This window comes from Arthrobacter sp. MDT2-34-1 (assembly GCF_059091365.1).
Map to the genome: position 1 here is coordinate 1 of NZ_JBNHGO010000085.1, position 676 is coordinate 676.

The window sequence follows — 676 nt, forward strand, 5'->3', positions numbered from 1 at the left end:
GGCACCGGCGCCGCCGGACCGCCAGCCGTTGAGATAGATCTTCTCGCTCCACAGAGCGGGGTCAAGCAGAGTCATTTTTCAGTCCCTTACTTCTTGGGGAGTGGTGGTGGGTTGCTGGCTAGACGCGGACCGAGTCTGCCGCAGCCGTCGTCAGCTGTTGCTGTGCGGGCTGTTTGAAGGCGATCAGGCTTATGGCAATGGCGCCGATGACGCCCGGGACCGCCACGGCCATGAAGTTCTGTTCGAACGGCAGGGCCAGGGACAGGAGGGTGCCGCCAAGGATGGGGCCGGCCATGGCGCCGATCCGGCCCACGCCGGCGGCCCAGCCGACGCCGGTGGAGCGCATGGTGGACGGGTAGTACTCCACCGCCAAGGCGTGGACGATGGCCAGGGTTCCGATGGTCGTGGCGCCGGCAACCATGAGCAGCAGGTTGAGGACCAGCGGGGCGGGGTTGGACGCCAGGGAGACCAGGGAGAGGGCGGCCAGGACAAAGTACAACTGCAGTGCGCGCTTGAGTGTCCAGCGGTCAGCCAGCCAGCCGCCGGCCATGGCGCCGATGAGGCCGCCGACGTTGAGAATCACGAGGTTGAACAGGCCCGATCCCAGCGGGTAGCCCGCGGTCGTCATCAGGGTGGGCAGCCAGGTGTTGAGCCCGTAGCTGAGCAGCATGGTCAT

Annotated in this window: 1 protein-coding gene; it reads right to left on the minus strand. The window is 66.7% G+C overall.

Going from position 1 to position 676, the window contains the following annotated elements; all coding sequences use genetic code 11:
* Positions 1 to 118 precede the first annotated feature (118 nt).
* The coding region (locus AC5RVV_RS17745; RefSeq protein ID WP_494002669.1) for an MFS transporter at positions 119 to 676 on the minus strand (558 nt) is incomplete at its 5' end.